15 protein-coding genes are annotated in these 15,589 nt (G+C 49.9%); 3 read left to right on the forward strand and 12 right to left on the reverse strand.

Translation table 11 applies throughout. From position 1 onward, the window contains the following. Positions 1–80: 80 nt before the first annotated feature. The gene (locus ACU52_RS01490) at positions 81–2,171 is read right to left on the reverse strand and encodes a DNA topoisomerase 3 (protein ID WP_053397473.1); all 2,091 of its coding nucleotides are present in this window, start codon (positions 2,169–2,171) and stop codon (positions 81–83) included. 98 nt (positions 2,172–2,269) lie between these two features. Then, positions 2,270–2,905, reverse strand: coding sequence for a lactate utilization protein (locus ACU52_RS01495; RefSeq protein ID WP_053397474.1), 636 nt, complete (start codon positions 2,903–2,905; stop codon positions 2,270–2,272). Positions 2,906–3,586: 681 nt separating this feature from the next. Between ACU52_RS01495 and ACU52_RS01505 the strand changes: the two genes are divergently transcribed. Genes ACU52_RS01505 through ACU52_RS01515 form a run of 3 tightly spaced genes read left to right on the forward strand, consistent with a single transcriptional unit; the run spans position 3,587 to position 6,275 of the window. Continuing rightward, a complete protein-coding gene (locus ACU52_RS01505; RefSeq protein ID WP_021853870.1) occupies positions 3,587–4,324 on the forward strand; it encodes a (Fe-S)-binding protein in 738 nt (245 codons plus the stop codon). Further along, entirely contained in the window at positions 4,321–5,688 is a 1,368-nt protein-coding gene (locus ACU52_RS01510) for a lactate utilization protein B (protein ID WP_053397476.1), read from the forward strand. Before ACU52_RS01505 ends, ACU52_RS01510 begins: the two co-directional genes overlap by 4 nt. After that, positions 5,685–6,275, forward strand: coding sequence for a LutC/YkgG family protein (locus tag ACU52_RS01515; protein ID WP_053397477.1), 591 nt, complete (start codon positions 5,685–5,687; stop codon positions 6,273–6,275). Before ACU52_RS01510 ends, ACU52_RS01515 begins: the two co-directional genes overlap by 4 nt. Before the next feature lie 118 nt (positions 6,276–6,393). Here the strand turns inward: ACU52_RS01515 and ACU52_RS01520 are convergent, their stop codons facing one another. From ACU52_RS01520 to ACU52_RS01565, 10 genes are all read right to left on the reverse strand, one after another. After that, entirely contained in the window at positions 6,394–7,314 is a 921-nt protein-coding gene (locus ACU52_RS01520; RefSeq protein ID WP_053397478.1) for a hypothetical protein, read from the reverse strand. A gap of 13 nt (positions 7,315–7,327) precedes the next feature. After that, a complete protein-coding gene (locus tag ACU52_RS01525) occupies positions 7,328–8,425 on the reverse strand; it encodes a DegT/DnrJ/EryC1/StrS family aminotransferase (RefSeq protein ID WP_053397522.1) in 1,098 nt (365 codons plus the stop codon). 31 nt (positions 8,426–8,456) lie between these two features. Next, on the reverse strand, positions 8,457–8,867 hold the full coding sequence (locus ACU52_RS01530; protein ID WP_021853865.1) for a sugar 3,4-ketoisomerase: 411 nt from the start codon (positions 8,865–8,867) through the stop codon (positions 8,457–8,459). Positions 8,868–8,871: 4 nt separating this feature from the next. Continuing rightward, positions 8,872–9,927: an acyltransferase family protein gene (locus ACU52_RS01535; RefSeq protein ID WP_053397479.1), complete on the reverse strand. Its 1,056-nt coding sequence runs from the start codon at positions 9,925–9,927 to the stop codon at positions 8,872–8,874. Positions 9,928–10,111: 184 nt separating this feature from the next. Further along, a complete protein-coding gene (purT, locus tag ACU52_RS01540; protein WP_053397480.1) occupies positions 10,112–11,275 on the reverse strand; it encodes a formate-dependent phosphoribosylglycinamide formyltransferase in 1,164 nt (387 codons plus the stop codon). A 3-nt stretch (positions 11,276–11,278) separates the two neighbouring features. Further along, the gene (locus tag ACU52_RS01545; protein ID WP_021853862.1) at positions 11,279–11,578 is read right to left on the reverse strand and encodes a hypothetical protein; all 300 of its coding nucleotides are present in this window, start codon (positions 11,576–11,578) and stop codon (positions 11,279–11,281) included. Positions 11,579–11,670: 92 nt separating this feature from the next. Continuing rightward, the gene (gene rfbB / locus ACU52_RS01550; RefSeq protein WP_053397481.1) at positions 11,671–12,819 is read right to left on the reverse strand and encodes a dTDP-glucose 4,6-dehydratase; all 1,149 of its coding nucleotides are present in this window, start codon (positions 12,817–12,819) and stop codon (positions 11,671–11,673) included. Between the two features lie 51 nt (positions 12,820–12,870). Continuing rightward, positions 12,871–13,389 (reverse strand): metallophosphoesterase family protein, encoded by a 519-nt coding sequence (locus ACU52_RS01555; protein WP_021853860.1) that lies wholly within the window; start codon positions 13,387–13,389, stop codon positions 12,871–12,873. A 73-nt stretch (positions 13,390–13,462) separates the two neighbouring features. Beyond that, positions 13,463–14,092, reverse strand: a complete 630-nt coding sequence (locus ACU52_RS01560; protein ID WP_021853859.1) for a cytidylate kinase-like family protein — start codon at positions 14,090–14,092, stop codon at positions 13,463–13,465. Beyond that, the gene (locus ACU52_RS01565) at positions 14,064–15,452 is read right to left on the reverse strand and encodes an MATE family efflux transporter (protein WP_021853858.1); all 1,389 of its coding nucleotides are present in this window, start codon (positions 15,450–15,452) and stop codon (positions 14,064–14,066) included. The genes ACU52_RS01560 and ACU52_RS01565 overlap by 29 nt, the downstream gene beginning before the upstream one ends. Between the last annotated feature and the right edge of the window lie 137 nt (positions 15,453–15,589).

The raw sequence follows: 15,589 nt of genomic DNA on the forward strand, positions 1-15,589 counted from the left end.
CCTTAGTTGTTATATATAAAACCAATGTACAAGAGCTGTAAAGCCCTTCGTTATTATATAATAACACAAAAAGGCCTGATTTATTGTTTAAAAGGCAGTCTGAATGTGCATCCTTCTTTCCAGCGGCTGCATCCGTAGGCCGTTTTGCCTTTTATGATATGTCCCTGGCCGCATATTGGGCATGCAGAGCCTACTATCGAGTCGTCGGCCTGCATCGTCTGCTGTGCCGGTTCGGGCTTGGCTGTCTGTGCCGCATCGGCATTCTGCGTTGTGTCAGGCTGTTTTTCGGCAGTCTTTACGGTCTTGCTTTCCGGCTTCTTTCTTGGTTTCGACGCCTTCTTCTGCGTCTTTTTCTTCATGTCTTCGTCACTCATTATTGTTACGTGACGGTTGCTGTTGTCGGCCAGAACGTCGTTGACTATCGTGGTGATCTGTTCTTTCAGTTCGTTGATAAACTGTCCGGCGTCATATTTCTTGTGCTCAATGTCGCGCAGTTTCTTCTCCCATATACCTGTGAGTTCGCAGCTCTTGAGCAGTTCTTCCTTGATGGTGTCAATGAGTTCTATGCCTGTAGGAGTGGCAACTATGTTTTTTCTTTCGCGCTTGATGTAGCGTCTCTTGAACAGAGTCTCGATAATGTTGGCTCTCGAAGACGGCCTTCCGATGCCGTTCTCCTTCAAGGCGGCACGCAACTCCTCGTCGTCGACAAACTTTCCAGCCGTTTCCATAGCCCTGAGCAGTGTTGCCTCGGTGTAATATTTTGGCGGAGTGGTCCATTTCTCGGTGAGTGTCGGCGTATGGGGGCCGCTCTCTCCCTTTGTGAATGCCGGCAATGTGCGCTCCTCGTCGGAGTTGTTTGCAGCATCGTTGTCGGCGTTTTGCGCTTCCTTGTCATACAGAACGCGCCATCCCGGGTCGTTTATCTGCTTGCCGCTGACCTTAAAGTCAACGTCCTCAACCTTGCCCATGACGGTGGTCGTAGAAAACTTGCAGTCGGGATAGAACACGCTGATGAAGCGGCGGGCTATCAGGTCGTAGACGTTACGCTCGAGGTCGGTAAGGTTAGAAGCCGGAACGCCGGTGGGGATGATGGCGTGGTGGTCGGTTACCTTAGACGAGTCGAACACCTTCTTGCTCTTTGGCAGCTTGGTGTTTGCAAGCGGAAGCGTGAAGGCTTCATAGCCCCTGAGCCCCTTGAGAGTGGCGGGACACTTGGGATAGATGTCGTCGCTGAGATACTGAGTGTCCACACGGGGATAAGTGGTGAGCTTCTTCTCGTAGAGCGACTGTATGGTGTTGAGCGTCAGTTCGGCGCTCATGGAGAACTTCTTGTTGCAGTCTACCTGCAGCGACGTAAGGTCGTAGAGATGCGGAGGAGCCTCTTTGCCGGCTTTCTTCTGCACGTCGGTTACGACAAAGGGCTTGCCTGCTATCTTGTCGAACGACTGCTCGCCTTCTTCCTTGCTGGTAAACTTGCCCGAAGTGGCCGTGAACAGCGTGTCGCGGTATATCGTTGACAACACCCAGTAAGGCTCCGGCTTGAAGTTGTCTATCTCCTTCTGCCGGTTCACTATCAGTGCGAGGGTGGGCGTCTGCACGCGTCCGATGGACAACACCTGCCTGTTTTGTCCGTATTTTAGCGTGTAAAGCCTTGTGGCATTCATGCCGAGAATCCAGTCGCCAATGGAGCGGCTCAGTCCGGCGAGATACAGAGGCTGATATTCGTTCTGGTCTTTCAGCGACTGAAATCCCTCGCGTATGGCCTCGTCGGTCATCGACGATATCCACAGACGCTTGACGGGGCATTTGGCCTGAGCCTTCTGCATGACCCATCGCTGTATCAGTTCACCCTCCTGTCCGGCGTCGCCGCAGTTTATTATGCTGTCTGCTGCCTGCATGAGCTTCTCTATCACCGAGAACTGCTTGCGGATACCGGCATCGTCTATCAGCTTTATGCCAAACCGCTGAGGCAGCATCGGCAGTGCGCTCAGGCTCCACCTCTTCCATAGGGGCGTATAGTCGTCGGGCTCTTTCAGGGTGCATAGATGACCGAAGGTCCATGTAACCTGATAGCCGTTGCCCTCCATGAATCCGTCGCACGGCTTTGTTGCGCCCAGGATTCGTGCTATGTCTTTTGCTACACTTGGTTTCTCTGCAATGCAGACAATCATATATTATGCTTTTATAAGATGTATTTTTTGTTTTATGTGAGATGTTGCTGTTGCGCCGGTTGCGCCGTATGGCCGTTGCCTGCGGCGGCAGAAGGGCATCAGTAGCCCAGGTCTTCGCCGACGAGAACCACGGTGTGGCGTCCTGCCGGATGAGAGTTGCGTGTGAAGTGGATGTAGTTGCAGATGCTCTCAGGCGAGTTGCAGTTGTGGCATACGCCGTCTGTCAGACACGGAGTCTTGATGTCGAAGCGTGCCGCATTAATCGGACTTGCCGTAGAGCGTGCCCTTGCCAGTGCGCTCTGAACATCCTGTGCCACCTTATTGAGCCCCACGACGAATATCACGTGCTTGGGTCCGAAGGTTATCGCTGCCACGCGGTTGCCGTTGCCGTCGATGTTTACTATCACGCCGTCTTCGCTTATGGCGTTGACGCTCGACAGATAGTAGTCGCACGAAAAAGCCTCGCGGTAAATCTGCTGCGCCTCGTCGCGCGTCTTGGCCTCGTCGCGGTCGAGCACCTTCAGGTCTCTTTCGTGCAGGGCCTTTGTCAGTCCCATGTCCCTTATGGTCATCGAGCCGCCCCACGTAACGCTGCTTCCGTCGGGAATCATGGCCGACACAGCCTTTACGGCCTCGGCCGCCGTGGCGCAGTAACAAGCCTCAAAATTGCGGCGTTTCAGGTTCTTGATCATCTTTGCAGCGAGCTTCTCGTTGCGTATCTCTTTAGGTGTCATAATGTTTCTGTAATTATATGTTTGGTGTGAAACAGGAGTGCAAAATTAATAAAATTGCTTCATACATCGTTGACTTTTAAGCATTGTTTATAAAAAAACTTTCCACCTATTATATATAATGCCGCCGTCGGCGCGACGTCAGGACAGCTGAAACACTCCTGCCGTACGCATGTTACGGGCAGGTTCACACCGGTCGGAAACGGATAAAATATGCCTTTGTAAGTAGTTGATAATCAGGCGGTTCCTAAAAGGTGCCGTTTTACGTTGCAAAAGGGCATCTTTTGCAGCGTAAAACATGGTCTTTTGCAGCCTGAAAGGCCACCTTTTGCAAACCGTCCGTCCTGCGTGCCATATCTGCCCGGTGCCGTCCTGCCTGCGAGGGCGTGGTCTGCAGTGAGGCTCTGGATGCGTCGTGTCGGTGCCAGTCTGCAATGTCGGTTTTGCAGTCTGGAGCATTGTGTTGCCAAAGTGATTTTCTTTGCGTAAGAGAGGCTCAGTTTGTCGTCCCGTTGTGCTTGTCGTTCGCTTTAAAATTATTACCTTTGCGGTGGGCATGCAGCCTCCGCACAATGACTGAAATGTTTTTTGCCGGCGGTTAAGATGGTTGCGCCCGAATGCGTGGCAGGCTCTTGGCATGTAGTTTTGCAGTCGCCGCGTGCGGACAAGAAAAATACAAAAGATATGAAAACAGGACTTTTTATTCCCTGCTATGTCGATGCGCTGTATCCTGAGGTGGCGGTGGCTTGCTACAAGCTGCTGAAGCATCTTCAGGTAGACGTAACGTATCCGCTAAAGCAGACATGCTGCGGCCAGCCTATGGCAAACGCCGGCTTTGAGAGCAAGGCTGTGCCCTTGGCCGAGCATTTTGAGGACATCTTCAAGGGTTTCGATTATGTGGTGGCCCCTTCGGCCAGTTGTGCGGCTTTTGTAAAGCTCAACTATCCCAGACTGCTTCAGGGCAAGCATTTCTGCGAGACGTCAGACAAGATAATGGACATCTGCGAGTTTCTGCACGACGTACTGAAGGTAAAGTCGCTGCCCGGCAAGTTTTATCATAAGGTAAGTCTGCACAACTCCTGCCACGGAGTGCGCGAGCTTGGCCTTTCGTCACCCAGCGAGCGCAATATCCCTAAATATTCAAAGCTCAAGGACCTGCTGTCGCTCGTAGAAGGCGTAACCGTCTGCGAGCCGGAGCGCGTTGACGAGTGCTGCGGATTCGGCGGCATGTTCTCGGTTGAGGAGCCTGAGGTGTCTACACAGATGGGCATCGACAAGCTGGAACGCCACATGGCCACGGGCGCTGAGTATATAACAGGCCCCGACAGCTCGTGCCTGATGCATCTGCAGGGTGTGGCAAAGCGGCAGCAGAAGGACATAAAGTTTATTCACATCGTACAAATTTTAGCGGCAGGACTATGAGCACACTACACAGAAAAGCAGCACAGACGTTCCTGAAGAACGGAGAGAACGCCAAGTGGCACGACGCCACGTTCTGGGCACTGCGCGACAAGCGCGACAACATGGCCATGGGACTCGACGAGTGGGAACGCCTGCGCGACACGGCCAGCGCCATAAAGCGCCACACCGTAACGCATCTTGACAAATATCTTGAGCAGTTTGCCACAAATGCCGAGAAGAATGGAGTGAAGGTTCATTGGGCAAAAGACGCAGAAGAGTTTAACAACATTGTGCTTGAAATACTCACGTCACACAACGTGAAGAAGCTCGTGAAGAGCAAGTCGATGCTGACGGAGGAGTGCGAGATGAACCCCTTCCTCGAGCAGCACGGCATAGACGTCGTTGAAACAGACCTCGGTGAGCGCATCCTTCAGCTTATGAAGCAGAAGCCGAGTCACATCGTAGTGCCGGCCATACATATCACGCAGGAAGAGGTGGGACATCTCTTTGAGCGCGTGCTCGGAAGCGAGAAGGGCAACTATGACCCCACATATCTTACATACCAGGCACGCATAAGCCTGCGCAACGAGTTTATGACGGCCGACGCAGGCATGACGGGCGCCAACTTCGGCGTTGCCGCCACGGGCGACATCGTGGTGTGCACCAACGAGGGAAATGCCGACATGTCTACCTCTGTGCCTAAGCTGCATATAGCTGCAATGGGCCTCGAGAAGGTGATACCCGACTACCGTTCGCTGGCCGTATTTCAGCGTCTGCTCTGCCGTGCGGCCACAGGTCAGCCTACAACAGCCTTCACATCACACTTCCGCAAGGCGCGTCCGGACGGCGAGATGCACATAATATTGGTAGACAACGGACGCAGCGACATTATTGCGAACACTGAACACTGGGAGACGCTGAAGTGCATACGCTGCGGCTCTTGCATGAACACGTGCCCCGTCTACCGCCGCAGCGGAGGCTACTCATACACATACTTCATTCCGGGACCTATCGGAATAAACCTCGGAATGCTGAAAAGTCCGGTTAAATATTCCGACAACGTGAGCGCATGCTCGCTCTGCTGTTCGTGCGACAATGTGTGCCCCGTTAAGGTGAACCTGTCGGAACAGATATACAGATGGCGCCAGAACCTCGACTCGCTGGGCAAGGCCGATCCGATGAAGAAGGCCATGTCGGCAGGCATGGAGTATCTCTTCGGCCATCCGGGCCTCTACAGCACGTCGCTCAGATTTGCGCCGCTGGCCAACCATCTGCCGCGACTGCTGATGTATAACAAACTTAACGGGTGGGGCATAGGGCATGAGATGCCAGAGTTCCCGCGCGAATCGTTCCAGACAATGTGGAAGAAAGGAGAAGTGAAATGAGCACGAAGGAAGAAATACTTTCAAGATACCGCCGCAACATGAAGGTTACGGGGCAGTATGACATGCCCGACTTCAGCACACTGAAGGGTGTTGAGTACGACAATCCTCTGGCGCAGTTTGTAGCCATGAGCGAGAATGTGGGCAGCCATGTGGTAGACCTGTCCGCCGGCGACGACATAAACAGTGTTATCAAGAGCCTCTATCCCGAGGCAAAGGTGTTTGCGAGCAGTCTGCCCGAAATAACCATTGCCGACCGCAATCCCGACACCGTTGATAGGGCGCAGGACCTCAACGGAACCGACGTTGGCATTGTAAGGGGCGAAATAGGAGTGGCAGAGAACGGCTGTGTGTGGATTCCGCAGACCATGAAGGAGAAGGCCGTATGCTTTATCTCTGAATATCTTGTCATACTGCTCAGCCGCAAGAGCATCGTGAGCAACATGCATCAGGCATACGAGCGCATACAGTTTACCGACTATGGCTACGGCTCGTTCATATCAGGACCGTCCAAGACGGCCGACATCGCGCAGGCTCTTGTTATGGGAGCGCAGGCTGCGCGAGGCGTAACCGTGATACTTACAGACTGAAATACTATAGTCTACAATACATAAATTAAGCCCAAACCGGCTGTTACTCTTTTTGAAAGATGTAATATAACAACCGGTTTGGGCTTAATCTTTTGTTTGATTTAACTTATTGTTGGCGTCAGAGTTCGAAGAAGAGCTTCTGCGTTACAGAGCATCCTATGGCCTCCTTAAAGTCGCAGAGACCGTTGTTGGGCACCCCGTCTTCGGTCGACGGGCCGATGTCGAGAATCCTGAAGCCTTTTTGATAGTAATATTCGAAGACCTTGTATGCAAGAAAATTCATAGTCCTTAGGCTAGCGTATTGCCTCAAGTCGCCCCAGTAAATAACCTGTGCCACGTCGTCCGTTACCTTAAACACCTGTGCGGCAGCCACGTCGGTGCCGTTGTGCGACACCACAAAGAAGTCGGCATCAATTATTTTCACCGTGTCGGCAACATTCTGCAGGCTCATTCTTAGCGGATAGCCGTGTTCCTTCCGGTTGATGCTTATCACGCCGTATGCCCTCGATATGTCGTCGGCATTACTGCTGTCGAGATGAGATATTACGAAATCTTCGGCCATGGCTTTGTGCAGGTTCTTGCGTGCGCTGCGGTCTATGAAGTCTTCATAATGCGGAAATCTCGACAGGTCGAAGTGATAGTTGAGGTCAATGTTGGTCAGCCGGCCGTTTCTGAACATCACGTTTGCCCATTTCGATAGTTGCGTATCGTCGTAGACCGACGGCTGCAGCGTTATCTTTATCTTTTTGTCATGGCTTTTGCCCCAGTCTTTCAGCAGGGCGGCGGCCTCGTCCATGTAGGCAATGCGCTGCGGCGTCTTCATGTTGAAACCGCCGTATGGGGCAGAGAACGGACTGCACATGCTGTCGCCTTTCTCGCCGAGAACAATCGAGAATCTGGTCTTGTTGTCCTTAATCAGAATGTAGTGAAGGCCGCTGGTCTTGGCCTTGTTAAGCTCTGAAAACTCCGGCGTGTTGTAGACATGGGCATAAAATCCTGCCTGAGCATATTCTTCGGCTGTAACTTCGTATAGTTGCATACGGCTTTTCGGATTAAAAGTTGTTGAGAAGTTCTATCACGTAGTCCTGTTCCTTCTCGTCGAGTGCAGGGCTCATGGGCAGGCTCAATTCCTGTCTGTGTATCTGTTCTGTTACCGGCAGCTGCATCCCGGCCCAGCTTTCGTAGCATTTCTGCCTGTGAGGTGCTATGGGGTAGTGCACTTCTGTCAGCACTCCGTGGCCGCTCAGATAGGCTTTCAGTTCGTCGCGCTTTTCACAAAGAATGGGGAAAATATGGAAGACACTGTTCTCCCAATATCCTTCTGACGGCACTTTTATGCTCTTGTTGTCAATGCCATTTATGTAGCGCAGCGCCTTTTTTCTTCTCATTTCGTTGTCCTCGTCAAGATATTTCAGCTTGACGTCAAGCACGGCAGCCTGCAGTTCGTCTATGCGGCTGTTGCGTCCTATGTGGTCGAATACATATTTTCTGGCTGAACCATAGTTGCCAAGTGAACGCACCATGTCGGCAAGTTCGCTGTCGTTTGTGGTCACGGCGCCCGCGTCTCCCAGTGCGCCGAGGTTCTTTGTCGGGTAGAAGCTGTGTCCTGCGGCATCTCCCAGTGCGCCGGTGCGTATACCGTTGTGCATGCATCCGTGTGCCTGTGCGTTGTCTTCAATGAGCTTCAGGTTATATTTTCTGCACAGTTCGCCTATCTTCTCGGTGTATGCGCAGCGTCCGTAAAGATGCACAATCATTATGGCTTTGGTGCGTTCGGTTATGGCCTGCTCTATGAGTCTGTCGTCTATTTGCAGTGTCTCGATGTCCGGTTCAACCAGTACAGGCACCAGTTTGTTTTCCGTAACGGCCAGTATCGATGCTATATAGGTGTTTGCCGGAACGATAACCTCGTCGCCTTCCGTCATTACGCCCATCTCTATGTAGGCTCTCAGAATGAGCGTGAGCGCGTCGAGTCCGTTGCCGCAGCCCACGCAGTGAGCCGTGCCTATGTATGACGCAAAGTCGTGTTCAAAGCGTTCTGTCTCCTTGCCGCGCAGATACCATCCGCTGTTTACCACCCTCTTGACGGCTTCTTCAATTTCAGATGAGTATCTTTCGGTGTTTTTTGTCAGGTCAGAATATTTTATAATCTTGTTCATCTTTACATTTTTTGCTAGCATGTTATAGCTCTTGCGACTTGTCCTTGACGTATTCCAGATAGTCGTTATAGTCGCGTATGTAGTCTTCTTCCTCAAATCTTTCAGAAGCAAGCACAAGGCATACAGCTCCGGATGAGAAGTCGTCGAGCGTTCGCCAGATGTTCACGTCGATGAAAAGTCCCTGATATGGGTGGTTAAGAAGAAATGTCTTCTTCTCCTTTCCGTTGTCAAGCGTAACGCTGAAGCTTCCGCTTATGGCTACAAGAAACTCCTTGCATTCCTTGTGTGCATGCCCTCCGCGGCTTTCTCCTGCCGGTACGTCATACACCCAGTAAGTGCGTTTAATGGCAAACGGTATATGGTTTTCGCCCTCAGTTACAGTGAGGTTGCCTCTCGGGTCGATTATTTTCGGAAGGTCAATTATTTTGTTCATGGTATTATACTATTCTGTTTTTATAAATTGAATATATTTTATCTGCGTAGAATTTTTTTATTGTGTATGCTGCTGCTATTGTTGTTACGAGTAGTATAATAACGCTTGCAGTAAGGCCACAGGTAAAAATATGATTGTTACGTAAAATAATGAAAATCCTAATTATTAGCATATGTATCATGAATATTTCCATGGTTATCGTGCCGAGTGTTTGCACCTGTCTGTTGTGGAGCAATCTCGTTAGCAGTCCCTTGCTGTTGTCTGTTATAGCGGAGATGTATATAAGGGCTGAGACTGGCAGCAGGAAAAACACCATACAGCCTATTCTTGGAGGACAGAACCTATATAATACGAACGTCGTAACTATAATTGCGATGGCTGATAGTTCGAGAGCAATTGTAAGGTGTCGGTCGTTGTTGTTTACCCTACTGATTACCGACTGTGTGAAGTCTGATTTATAAAATCTGCAAATAAGTATTCCGATAGCAAAGTTTATGCTTCTTACTGGCGGAAAAGTGTAAAGTATGGTGTTTACATATACTTCTGGCGTGGCGGCCACAATTGTCATCAGCAATATTCCAACGAGTGTGCATCCGATAGCAAGCTGTTTCCGTCCTGACAGCATTATGCTTCTGTAAAGCCACGGAAAAAGCAGATAAAAGAACATTATGTCTGAAAGAAACCATGTTACTCCATTATAGGCAAAGTTGTAGGTATTGTCTAACACCCAGCTTTGCAGCATGAATACATTGAGCAGTGCTTTTATTATGTTTTCTCCGAGTTGATCACGTATGTCTAATATAACATAGATGAGCAGTATGAGGATGTGAAGTGGATAAAACTTTACCAACTGTTTTGTTACAAACTGCCTTAGATTGAAAGTACCTTCCTTAACTTTTTGTCCTTGGCTTACAGATAGGACAAAACCACTGAGAATGAAAAAAAATGATACGCCATATTCACCACCTATTAATGATAAAGGTGTTCCTTGCCAATGGAAATGGGAGAACAATATTAAAAGAACGAAAAAAAATCTATATGCTTGTAATGAGTTTATCATAATAATGTGAAGTAAAAAATGGCGGTATGCACGATTAAATTCGTATAATGTACAAAATTACATATTTTCTGCCACACAATGGTGCATTTTTAGGCATTTTTTTGAAAACGAAAACAAACCATTCTGAAAAAGACATACTTTTACAGAACGGTTTGTAGTTAATATTCAGTTGATGTATCTGATTTTAGCCTTTTATTACGGTTTCTGCCAGTCGCTTGGCCTTGTCTCTCAGTGCTGTTGTGTCAGCATCTGCATCGCCGTAACAGAGCACTACACCCATACGTCTGTTCACGTGCTGTTCCTGCTTTCCGAAGATGCGCAGGCGTGTATAGTCCTCTTTCAGCACATCGAGCATGTTGTATTCGGGTTCGTGGCTTGCCTCCTCCTTTGCCAGGACGACGGCGCTTGCGCCTGCATGCTCAAGATGTATGGCCGGAATAGGCAGTCCCATTACGGCACGGAAGTGCAGTTCAAACTCGTTGAGGTTGAGTGTGTGTCCGAGCGTTACCATGCCTGTGTCGTGCGGACGGGGTGAAAGTTCTGAGAATACAACGCCCTTGTCGCGGCTAAGGAAAAATTCCACGCCCCATATTCCGGCTCCTGTCAGCGCCTTTGTAACGGCTTCTGCCATGTGCTGCGCTTCCTTAAGGTCGGCTTCGCTCAGTGCAAACGGCTGCCAGCTTTCGCGGTAGTCGCCGCTCTTCTGTACGTGTCCTATCGGCGGACAGAAAAGAGTAGGGCCGTCTTTCTGTGTAACTGTAAGGAGCGTAAATTCGCTGTCGAAGTGTATAAACTCTTCGATTATTATTTCTTTTACGTCTCCGCGGCTGCCTTCCATGGCTGCATTGAAGGCTGTCTCGAGTTCATCTGCCGACTTTACGATGCTCTGACCGTGTCCTGACGATGACATGAGCGGCTTGATTACGCACGGGAAACCAATCTCTTTTGAGTGCTCCTTCAGTTCGTCGAGCGTCTTTGCATAGAAATATTTGGCTGTTTTCAGTCCGAGTTCCTTTGCTGCCAGGTCGCGTATGGCTTTGCGGTTCATGGTGAAGTTCACGGCACGTGCGCTCGGAACTACCTGTATTCCTTCTTTCTCAAAGTCGAAAAGGCGCTCTGTGCGTATGGCTTCTATTTCCGGAACGATGATGTCAGGCTGGTGTTTTTTCACCACTTTGTCGAGCGCATCGCCGTCGAGCATGCTGAACACCTCGCTTTCGTCTGCCACCTGCATGGCCGGAGCGTTGGCATAGCGGTCGCATGCTATAACATATTGTCCGGCACGTTTTGCCGCAATTACAAATTCCTTGCCCAGTTCTCCCGAGCCTAAAAGCAATATTTTCTTCATTGTTTATTCTTTAATTAGTTGTTTTACCATTTGCCATTCAGGCGACACGGCCATTCTTCTTACATTTGCCTCTATGATTTTTCTCATTGTTTCGGGGCTTACGCCATGTTCCTTTGCTATGTCTTCAAGCGGTTTGACGTCGTTGCCGAACAGTCCGTAATACTGCTGAAGCACGGCTTCGTCGTCGGCGTAGATAAGGTGCATGATGTGCTTAATGTAGTGTTCCACCTTCTCGCTCACGCAGTGAGGCTCTTTACCGAGCCTTATCAGAAAATCCTGAAGCTCTTGTGACAGTGCGTCCATCTTGATAAATGAAAAGTTGTTGTTATTATGTTTGATTTGTAAGATGTCAGGAAACGCAGCTCGTTTTCACGTTTCCTGACATCGTTTTTGGGCTATCTGTTTGAATACATCTGTTCGTAATACTTCTGATAGTCGCCGCTCGTAACCTCCTTTACCCATTCCTGGTTGTCAAGGTTCCATTTAATCGTCTTCACAATTCCTTCGGCAAACATCGTCTCAGGATACCATCCCAGGTCGTTCTTTATCTTTGTCGGGTCGATGGCATAGCGCTGGTCGTGGCCCAGGCGGTCTTTGACGAATGTGATAAGGTTGTCGTTAATCCAGTCGATGGCTATTTCGCCGTCAGCGTCTTTCACCTGTTTCTTCAGTATCTTGCGCAGCTCCTTGTCTTCGGCCATCATGTCGTGTATGGTCTTTATGGTCAGTTTTACGATGTCGATGTTTGTCATCTCGTTGTGGCCTCCGACATTATACACTTCGCCTTCCTTGCCTTCGCGCACCACCAGGTCGATGGCCTTGCAGTGGTCTTCAACGTAGAGCCAGTCTCTTACGTTGTCGCCCTTGCCGTATACGGGCAGCTGCTTGCCTTCGAGGATGTTGTTTATTATCAGCGGAATAAGCTTCTCGGGGAAGTGGTAAGGACCGTAGTTGTTAGAGCATCTTGTGATAGACACGGGCATGTGGTATGTGTCATGATAAGCCATCACGATCATGTCGGCACTTGTCTTTGACGCACTGTAAGGACTGTGGGGGCAGAGCGGCGTGTTCTCTGTGAAGAAACCGTCCTTGCCCAGCGAGCCGTACACTTCGTCGGTGCTGACCTGATGGAATCGCTTTCCGGCTTTCCATACAGGATATCCTGTTTCGTCCTTGCCCGTAACCCATGCCCTTCTTGCAGCGTCGAGCAGGTTTTGCGTGCCGAGTATGTTGGTCTCGAGGAACAGCTGCGGATTCTCTATGCTGCGGTCTACATGGCTTTCAGCAGCAAAGTTTACGACATAGTCGATGTCATTTTCTGAAAACAGCTTGTCTGCCAGTTCTCTGTCGCGGATGTCTCCGTGCACAAACACGCATCTCTTTCCGTCGATGTCGTCTTTTATCGTGCCATAGTTGCCGGCATATGTCAGCAGGTCGAGCACTATAATCTTAATCTCCTCTTCCTTATATTTTTTGTAAAGAAGATATTTAATAAAGTTTGAGCCGATGAATCCGGCAGCTCCGGTAACAAGATAAGTTTTCATATTATTGATTTTAATTGTTAGTATTCTTATTTAAGATAACTCAGTTTTCGCCTAAAAATTGTGTACGTCTGCTTTTCTTGGGTCAGACAGCGTAACCACCTCAAGGTCTTTAAACGTGCTTCCGTCTATGGTGAGCCTTATCAGTGTGCGGTCTTTATGCCATCCCTGCAGGCCTGCCGCACCGGGATTGATGTGCAGCAGATTGAGCGTCTTGTCGAATTTAACTTTAAGTATGTGCGAGTGTCCGCTGATGAAGAGTTGTGGCGGCATGGCATATATCGAGCCTCTTATGCTTGCGTCATAGTTGCCCGGATAGCCTCCGATGTGCTTCATGAGCACTTCGGTGTCCTCACACTTCCATCGCAGAGTCTCCCTGAACATGCGTCGCAGGTCGCCCCCGTCGCAGTTGCCGTAGACGGCTCTGAGAGTGCGGAATTCTGCCAGCTTCTGTGCCACCTCAAGCGACCCGATGTCGCCTGCGTGCCATATCTCGTCGCACGGCTCGAAGTATTTCAGGTATTTGTCGTCCCAGTAGGCGTGTGTGTCGCTTATTATTCCTATGCGTTTCATTCTTTGTCTGTGACTTGTTTGTGCAGTGTGCAGCCGGCACATCCCGCTGTGGTCATGCCGTGCTGCATAAGTTTTATTTCAGGTCGAGGCTTTTTGTGATAAACTCTTTCAGGAATCCGGCCGTGCCTTCGATGCCGAGCAAGCTTGAGTTTATGCACAGGTCGTATGATGTGCTGTGCCCCCATTTCTTGCCCGTGTAATAGTTGTAGTAAGACGAGCGGCTGTCTTCCTTGTTCTCTATAATCTTCTTAGCCTCTTCCCTGTTGCAGTTATGTCTCTTGCATATGCGCTCTATGCGTTCGTCGATGTCGGCTGTGATGAACACGCTTACCATGTTGTCGAAGTCGCGCAGCACATAGTCGGCACATCTGCCCACGAACACGCACGAGTGGGCTTCTGCAGCCTTGCGTATGGCGTCGCTCTGAAACTGGAACAGGCTTTCCTGCGACAGCTTGTTGTTATAAAAGCAGTTGTCTGAAATATAGGGTACGTGCATGTGGAAAAGCGACTTGAAAAATCCCTTTTTCTCATCGTTCTGCTCGAAGAACTTCTCGCTGAATCCGCTTTCCTTTGCGGCCAGATTCAGCAGCTCGCGGTCGTAAAACTTGCATCCGAATTCGTCTGCGAGCATCTTGGCGATAATCATTCCGCCGCTTCCGAGCTGTCTGCCTACGTTAATTATTATTTTCTTCTTGGTTTCCATAAGCTATGGCGTTATGTTGTTTTTTGAATTTTCTCATATATTTTGTCATCATCACGGCAGCCATGAGTGAGGCTATTGTGTCGGCTGTTGGCAGCGACATCCACACGCCGTCGAGCTTGAAGAACTGCGGAAGGATGATAAGCAGCGGCAGCAGGAACAGCATCTGTCGTGACAGCGACAGGAATATGCTTATCTTTGCCTTGCCGATGCTCTGGAAGAAGTTGGTTACAACCATCTGATATCCCACGAACGGGAATGCTGCCATGTTGATCTTTATTGCCCTCATGGCCTTGTCTATCAGTTCGGCGTCTGTCGTGAACAGGCGTGCGCACTCGTATGGGAAGATGTGAACGATGAGGAATCCCGTGGTAGTGATGGCGGTTCCTGCTATTATTGCGCATTTAAGCACCTTCATGAGTCTGTCGAAGCGCTGCGCTCCGTAGTTGTAGCCGGCTATGGGGAGCATGCCCTGGTTGAGGCCCATGGTGATCATGATGAACACGAATGCCACCTTGTTGGCTATGCCGTAGGCGCCTACGGCCATGTCGCCGCCGTATTTATACAGGCTGGTGTTGATGAATATCACCACGATGCATGCGCATACGTTCATGGCGAAGGGCGACATACCTATGCCTATTATGTTTTTCAGGATGTTGCTCCTTAGCTTGTATATGCCTTTTTTGAAGTGTACTATCTCGCTCGACTTGCTGAACAGCCATAGCTGCCATGCAAGTGCCGTTACCTGAGATATCACGGTGGCCAGTGCAGCGCCCTGTATACCCATCTTCAGCGGCCAGATGAATATAGGCGCAAGGACGGTGTTGAGCACCACGGACGACATCGTGGCAAACATGGCATGGCGCGGTTTGCCCACGGCGCGCAGTATGGCGTTCATGCCGAAGAATGTTTGCGAAAACACGTTTCCCGCCAGCACTACCAGCATATATTCGCGTGCGTAGGGTATTGTGTTCTCGCTCGCGCCGAAGAAATAGAGTATCGGGTCGAGAAACATCAGCGATATTATGCCGAATGCCACTCCGACGATGATGTTCAGCACGATGCTGTTGCCGAATATAAGCTCAGCCTTGCGGTAGTCTTTCTGGCCAAGCTTGACGGAGATACAAGTAGACGAACCTATGCCCACGGCTGCTCCGAACGCTGCCGAAAGGTTCATCAGCGGAAAGGTGATGGCCAGTCCGGATATGGCCAGCGGACCCACGCCCTGGCCGATAAAGATGCTGTCGATCATATTGTACAGCGAGGCTGCCGTCATCGCTATGATGGCAGGAAGGGCATACTGCATAAGCAGTTTGCCGACCGGTTTCGTTCCCAGTTCAAGTGTTGCTTGTTTATTATCCATAATGTTTACCAATCTTATTCTGTGCAAAGTTACTGCATGTTGGCTTAAATACAAAGCAAAAAGTTGTAAAAAGCTGTTTTATTTTGTTTTGCGGTGCATGATTTTGTCATTATTTTATAATATGTGTGTCATTTCCT

Origin of the sequence: Xylanibacter rarus, from assembly GCF_001275135.1 — a bacterium.
Lineage (GTDB): Bacteria > Bacteroidota > Bacteroidia > Bacteroidales > Bacteroidaceae > Prevotella > Prevotella rara.